Annotated in this window: 5 protein-coding genes; all 5 read left to right on the top strand. The window is 69.9% G+C overall.

Annotated elements, in window-relative coordinates; translation table 11 throughout:
• Window positions 1-1,135 (top strand): L,D-transpeptidase (locus AOK16_RS21640; RefSeq protein WP_107098422.1); only part of this gene is annotated, 1,135 nt, incomplete at its 5' end.
• Between the two features lie 261 nt (window positions 1,136-1,396).
• Window positions 1,397-2,644 carry a L,D-transpeptidase gene (locus AOK16_RS21635; protein WP_079101637.1) on the top strand — a complete coding sequence of 416 codons (1,248 nt, stop codon included), beginning with the start codon at window positions 1,397-1,399 and terminating at the stop codon, window positions 2,642-2,644.
• 106 nt (window positions 2,645-2,750) lie between these two features.
• Window positions 2,751-3,518, top strand: coding sequence for an enoyl-CoA hydratase/isomerase family protein (locus AOK16_RS21630; protein WP_055473850.1), 768 nt, complete (start codon window positions 2,751-2,753; stop codon window positions 3,516-3,518).
• Between the two features lie 272 nt (window positions 3,519-3,790).
• Complete coding sequence (locus tag AOK16_RS21625; RefSeq protein ID WP_055473849.1) at window positions 3,791-4,297, top strand: ATP-binding protein; 507 nt, start codon at window positions 3,791-3,793, stop codon at window positions 4,295-4,297.
• A gap of 510 nt (window positions 4,298-4,807) precedes the next feature.
• Window positions 4,808-5,992 (top strand): YncE family protein, encoded by a 1,185-nt coding sequence (locus AOK16_RS21620; RefSeq protein WP_055473848.1) that lies wholly within the window; start codon window positions 4,808-4,810, stop codon window positions 5,990-5,992.
• Window positions 5,993-6,045 lie beyond the last annotated feature (53 nt).

The following is a 6,045-nucleotide window of genomic DNA, read 5'->3' as shown; positions in this document are numbered from 1 at the left end:
CCTGATGACCTCCTCGGGCGCCGGCCTGCCGCCCGAGGAGGTCATCAGGATCGACCCGGCCGACGGCGCGCAGAGCGTGTCCGTGGTGGCGCCCCTGAGGGTCTCGGTGCCCGAAGGCCGACTCGAACGGGTCCGGGTCGTGCGGATCGGGGACGCGCGCGTGGGCGGGTCCCGGGGGAGCCGGGTGATCGCCGGGCGCATCAGCCAGGACGGGCTGCGCTGGCGCCCCGCGAACGCCGCCGGGCTCCAGCCGGCCGCCCGGTACGCGGTGGACGCGGTCGCCGTCGACGGCCACGGCCGCCGCGTCGCGCGCCACACCACCTTCACCACCCACGTGCCCCGGCGCAGCTTTATCGGCTTCTACCGACCCGATCCCGGGTCCGTCGTCGGCACCGGCATGATCGTGTCCTTCGACTTCAACCGCCCCATCGCCGATCGCGCCGCCGTCCAGCGTGCGATCCGGATCAGTGCGAATCCGCCGGTGGAGATCGCCGCGCACTGGTTCGGCGACCGGCGGCTCGACCTTCGCCCCCGCGCGTACTGGGCGCCGGGCACCGAAGTCACCCTGCGCGTGGGCCTGCGCGGGGTGAAGGCGGGCCCCGGCTCGTACGGCATCCAGCGGCGGACGGTCCGGTTCACCGTCGGCCGCTCCCAGGTGAGCACGGTCGACGCGGCCTCGCACACCCTGACCGTACGGCGCGACGGCCTGCCCGTCGCCACGCTGCCGGTCACCGCCGGTGCCCCCGGCACCCCCACCTACAACGGGCGGATGGTGGTGATGTCGCGCCACGAGGTCACCAGGATGAACGGGAAGACGGTCGGTTTCGGTGGCGAGTACGACATCCCGGACGTGCCGCACGCGATCCGGCTGACCACCTCGGGCACGTTCCTGCACGGCAACTACTGGACCCCGCCCGGGCTGTTCGGGCAGACCAACGTCAGCCACGGCTGCATTGGGCTCCAGGACGTGCAGGGCGGCGGCGAGCAGACCGCCGCGCGCTGGTTCTTCGACCACTCCATGATCGGGGATGTGGTCGAGGTCGTGAACAGCCCGGAACGCCTGGTCTCACCGGACAACGGACTGAGCGGCTGGAACATGGACTGGGCGCGGTGGCGGGCGGGTTCGGCCCTCTGAGAGGGTGCGCATACTCAGCCGGGGCCCCTGTGTCCCCGTACCCCTGTGATCTTGTGTCCCTGCACCAACCGCCCCTGAACCGATCAACTCTCCCTTGCAACCGAGTCCCGCGAACGGCGACTGCCGACTTGGGACTGATCCGTGACATACGCGGGGATCTCTCCAACGAGGGGGTGTGGTTATCTAACGGCGTGCGTGCCGGGAGTCGCGCACGGGGGATGCGGGCCGGTCGGGCGGCAGCTGGTGCGAGGGGAGAACACTGTGGACGTGCAGCCGGTATCGGGGCCGCTGGGACGGCGGAGTCGGCGGGGCCGGCGCAGGGGTGGAAGCCTGGTGGCGCTGGCGGCCGGCGTGCTGCTGACGGCCACCGCCTGCGGGGGGAACGGCGGTTCGGGCTCGGGCGAGGGCAAGGGTGACGGCAAGGGGGTCGACACCAAGGCGTCGCAGGCCGTCGTGGAGATCACCCCGAAGGACGGCACCGCCGACGTGGTCACCACCGGCGCGCTCAAGGTCACAGCGGGGAAGGGCAAGTTGACCTCGGTCAAGGTCGCCGACAGCAAGGGCAACCCGGTCGACGGGAAGATATCCGACGGCGGCTCCATATGGCAGCCGGACGCGCACCTGAGCTCCGCCACCGAGTACACGGTGGACGCGGTCGCCGAGGACTCCGAGGGGCGTGAGTCCGCCAAGCACGCGACCTTCAAGACGTTCGTACCGAAGAACACCTTCATCGGCTACTTCACCCCCGAGAACGGCCAGACCGTCGGGGTGGGGATGCCGCTTTCCATCAGGTTCAGCCGGGGGATCACCGACCCCGAGGCCGTGGAACAGGCCATCAAGGTGACGGCCGAGCCCTCGGTGCCCATAGAGGGCCACTGGTTCGGCAACGACCGGCTGGACTTCCGGCCCGAGAAGTACTGGGCCAAGGGCACCAAGGTGACCCTGAGCCTCAACCTCGACGGAGTCGAGGGACGGCCCGGCGTCTACGGCAAGCAGGCCAAGGAAGTCGCGTTCACGATCGGCCGCTCGCAGGTGAGCACCGTCGACGCCAAGAAGAAGACCATGACCGTCGTGCGCGACGGAAAGGCCATCAAGACCATCCCGATCACCTCCGGCGCCCCCGCGACCACCACGTACAACGGGCAGATGGTCATCAGCGAGAAGCACAAGGTGACCCGCATGAACGGGGACACCGTGGGCTTCGGCGGCGAGTACGACATCAAGGACGTGCCGCACGCGATGCGGCTGAGCACCTCCGGCACGTTCATCCACGGCAACTACTGGGCCGGTTCCTGGACGTTCGGCAGGGCCAACGTCAGCCACGGCTGCGTGGGTCTGGAGGACTCGCGCGGGGCCCGGAACAAGGGAACGCCCGCGGCCTGGTTCTACGACCGCTCGATCATCGGCGACGTGGTGATCGTGAAGAACTCCAAGGACAAGCAGATCAAGCCCGACAACGGCCTCAACGCCTGGAACATGGACTGGGACGAGTGGAAGGCGCCGCAGTAGCCGGGGCTTGAGCGCAGCGGGACCGGCGGTGGCCGGTGCGGGACCGGTGGCGGGAGTTGTCCACAGGCGTTGACCGGGTGGCGTTAACGGCGGCTAACCTTCCCCCATGACTGTGCATCTCGAGGTTTCCGAAGGCGTCGGCACCATCCGTCTCGACCGCCCGCCGATGAACGCCCTGGACATCGCCACCCAGGACCGGCTCCGCGAGCTGGCCGAGGAGGTCACGCGGCGCGAGGACGTACGGGCCGTGGTCCTGTGGGGCGGCCAGAAGGTGTTCGCGGCGGGCGCGGACATCAAGGAGATGCAGGCGATGGACCACGCCGCCATGGTGGCCAGGTCCCGCGGCCTGCAGGACTCCTTCACCGCCGTCGCGCGCATCCCCAAGCCCGTCGTGGCGGCGGTGTCCGGTTACGCGCTGGGCGGCGGCTGCGAGTTGGCGCTCTGCGCCGACATCCGCGTCGCCGGCGAGGGCGCCAAGCTGGGCCAGCCGGAGATCCTCCTCGGCCTGATCCCAGGCGCGGGGGGCACCCAGCGGCTCTCGCGGCTGGTGGGCCCGTCCAAGGCCAAGGACCTCATCTTCACCGGGCGTCAGGTGAAGGCCCCCGAGGCGCTGGCCATCGGCCTGGTCGACCGGGTCGTGCCGGACGAGCGGGTCTACGAGGAGGCGTTCGCGTGGGCGGCCCGGCTCGCGCAGGGGCCGGCCATCGCACTCCGTGCGGCCAAGGAGTCGATCGACGCCGGGCTGGAGGCGGACCTCGACACCGGGCTCGCCATCGAACGGAACTGGTTCGCCGGCCTGTTCGCCACCGAGGACCGCGAGACGGGGATGCGGAGCTTTGTCGAGGAGGGGCCGGGGAAGGCCAAATTCCGCTGAGTCCGGCCGAATTGGGCGGGGAAAGGCGTGCGGCCGAGGCTCCGTAAGCTTGCCGTGGCATTATGCGCGCCTTAAACCACCCTTAAGGGTTTTGCGCTTGAAAACGTTTGGCGATCATTTGCGTGCGGATCGTTGCCGCAGGTGAGGGAGGTGTGAAGCGCTCTCAGGTGCCAACGGCATATGCCTTTGAAGAGGCTCGGAACTACTGATTCCGGCAAACGCAATTGCAGGGTTCTCCCACGACAGTCCCAACTTGCGGCGATGATGGGTGCATGGCGGGCCTCGACGAAGTGGAGCACTCCCGGCGACGTGCCGGTGCGGTCGCCGCCGCGCCCTGGGCGCCGTCCGTCGAGGGCGAACGGGCGCTCAAGGCCGTCGAGTTGTACGGAAACCCCGCGGTCGGCGAGGTGTGCCTGCCCTCCCGCCCGGAATCCGCGGCCACGGCCCGCCGACTGGCCCAGTCGGTGATGCTGCGTCAGTGGGGGCTCTCGGCCCTGATGTCCGAGCATGTCGTGCTGCTCGTCTCGGAGTTGGTCGGCAACGCCGTACGGCACACGGGAGCGCGCACCTTCGGGCTGCGGATGCTGCGCGGCCGGGGCAGGGTCCGGATCGAGGTCCGCGACCCCTCGCGCGGGCTGCCCTGCCTGCTGCCGGTGCAGGAGCTCGACGAGAGCGGTCGCGGGCTGATGCTGGTGGACAAGCTGTCCGACCGCTGGGGTGTCGACCTGCTGCCGTACGGCAAGACGACCTGGTTCGAAATGCGGACCGCCGAGCGCTGACGTGAACGGCCGGGCGCCGATGGGGACCGCCGAGCGCTGACGGGGCCGTCGGGTGCTGACGCGGACCGCCGAGCACTGGTGGGGATCGCCGGGCGCCGGTGGGGATCGCCGGGCGTCGACGTCGCGGGTGTGGCGTGGTTCCGGCCTCGGCCCTCCGCCGCCCCGGCGCCGGAGCGGCCCGGAACGCGCGAAGGCCCTCGTCCGCCGGGTGCGGCGGACTGGGGCCTCCTGCGTTCCGCCGCGGAAAAGGGGTGTGATCCGCGGCGGACTGGTGAACGACCTTGCCCGGGTCAATGGGGGTCGTGGTGATCGACTATCGCAGACGCGGGTTCATGGGCGCCACACGATCCAAGGTGAGATGCGCCACGGGCCTAATGAATGGCGGGTGAATGCGCGATTCTCCTGCGGGTTCCGTTGGTTGATGGGGTTTACGGCCGAAGGGAACGCGTCATATGACACCAAAGGAGCAGATAACGGGCGTACTCGCGCCTCTCGACTTTCAATGGCCGGGTGAGACCTGCCACCGCCCGCGCCTCCGCGCTCCTCGCCGCCGCCCTGCTCGCCGCCGGTTCCGGCTGTGCGTCCCCCGCCGGGGAGCCCGGCTCCGGCCGGTCGCCCGGCGCCGCGCCGCGGCCGGCCGGTGAGTCGCCGAAGGCCGTCCCCGCGGGGCTGCCCGGCATGCCGCCGGTGCTGGATCCGGACGACCTCTACGCCGCGGACCGGCCGGGGCAGCTCTCTCCGGCCGTCAAGGACTTCCCGTCCCGGATCTACGTGCCGAACTCCACGTCCAACACGGTCTCGGTGATCGACCCCAAGACGTACAAGGTCATCGACACCTTCGCGGTGGGTGAGCAGCCGCAGCACGTGGTCCCCTCCTGGGACCTCAAGACACTCTGGGTCAACAACAACCGCGGCCACACGCTGACCCCCATCGACCCGAAGACGGGGAAGGCGGGCAAGCCGGTCGACGTCCACGACCCGTACAACCTCTACTTCACGCCCGACGGCAGGTACGCCGTGGTGATGGCCTCGCTCGACCGCGAGCTGGTCTTCCGCGACCCGCACTCGATGAAGGTCAGGAAGACGGTCCCGGTGCCCTGCTACGGCGTGAACCACGCCGACTTCTCGCCCGGCGGCCGCTACTTCATCGTCTCCTGCGAGTTCTCCGGGGAACTCCTCAAGGTGGACACCGCGAAGATGAAGGTCATCGGGAAGCGGAAGCTGTCCTTCAAGGGCGCGATGCCGCAGGACGTGAAGATCTCGCCGGACGGAAAGACCTGGTACGTCGCCGACATGATGGCGGACGGGGTCTGGGTCCTGAACGGCGACCGGTTCACCGAGCCGAAGCTCATGCCGACGGGGAAGGGCACCCACGGGCTCTACGTCAGCCGCGACTCGAAGTCGATGTTCATCTCGAACCGGGGTGAAGGGACCGTCTCCGTCTTCGACTTCCCCTCCGGCAGGCTGACGAAGAAGTGGAAGCTCCCGGACGGCGGCAGCCCTGACATGGGCGGGGTGTCCGCGGACGGCAAGGTGCTGTGGCTGTCGGGCCGCTACGACTCCGAGGTCTACGCGATCGACGCCCGCACCGGAAAGCAGCTGGCCCGCATCCCGGTGGGCGGTGGCCCCCACGGCCTGGCGGTCTACCCCCAACCGGGCCGCTACTCCCTGGGCCACACCGGCATCTTCCGCTGACGACTGCGGACCACCCGGGTTCCGTCCCGTGTGGGCAGGCGTTCCGCCCGGCG

Source organism: Streptomyces pathocidini (assembly GCF_001418495.1).
Classification (GTDB): domain Bacteria; phylum Actinomycetota; class Actinomycetes; order Streptomycetales; family Streptomycetaceae; genus Streptomyces; species Streptomyces pathocidini.
The sequence above is the reverse complement of the archived record's forward strand: the minus strand, read 5'-3'. Positions and strand labels throughout refer to the sequence as shown.

Bases quoted from the DNA above. Each gene is read 5' to 3' on its own strand.
- AOK16_RS21630 (WP_055473850.1), top strand. From the start codon at position 2,751: ATGACTGTGCATCTCGAGGTTTCCGAAGGCGTCGGCACCATCCGTCTC.
- AOK16_RS21625 (WP_055473849.1), top strand. From the start codon at position 3,791: ATGGCGGGCCTCGACGAAGTGGAGCACTCCCGGCGACGTGCCGGTGCG.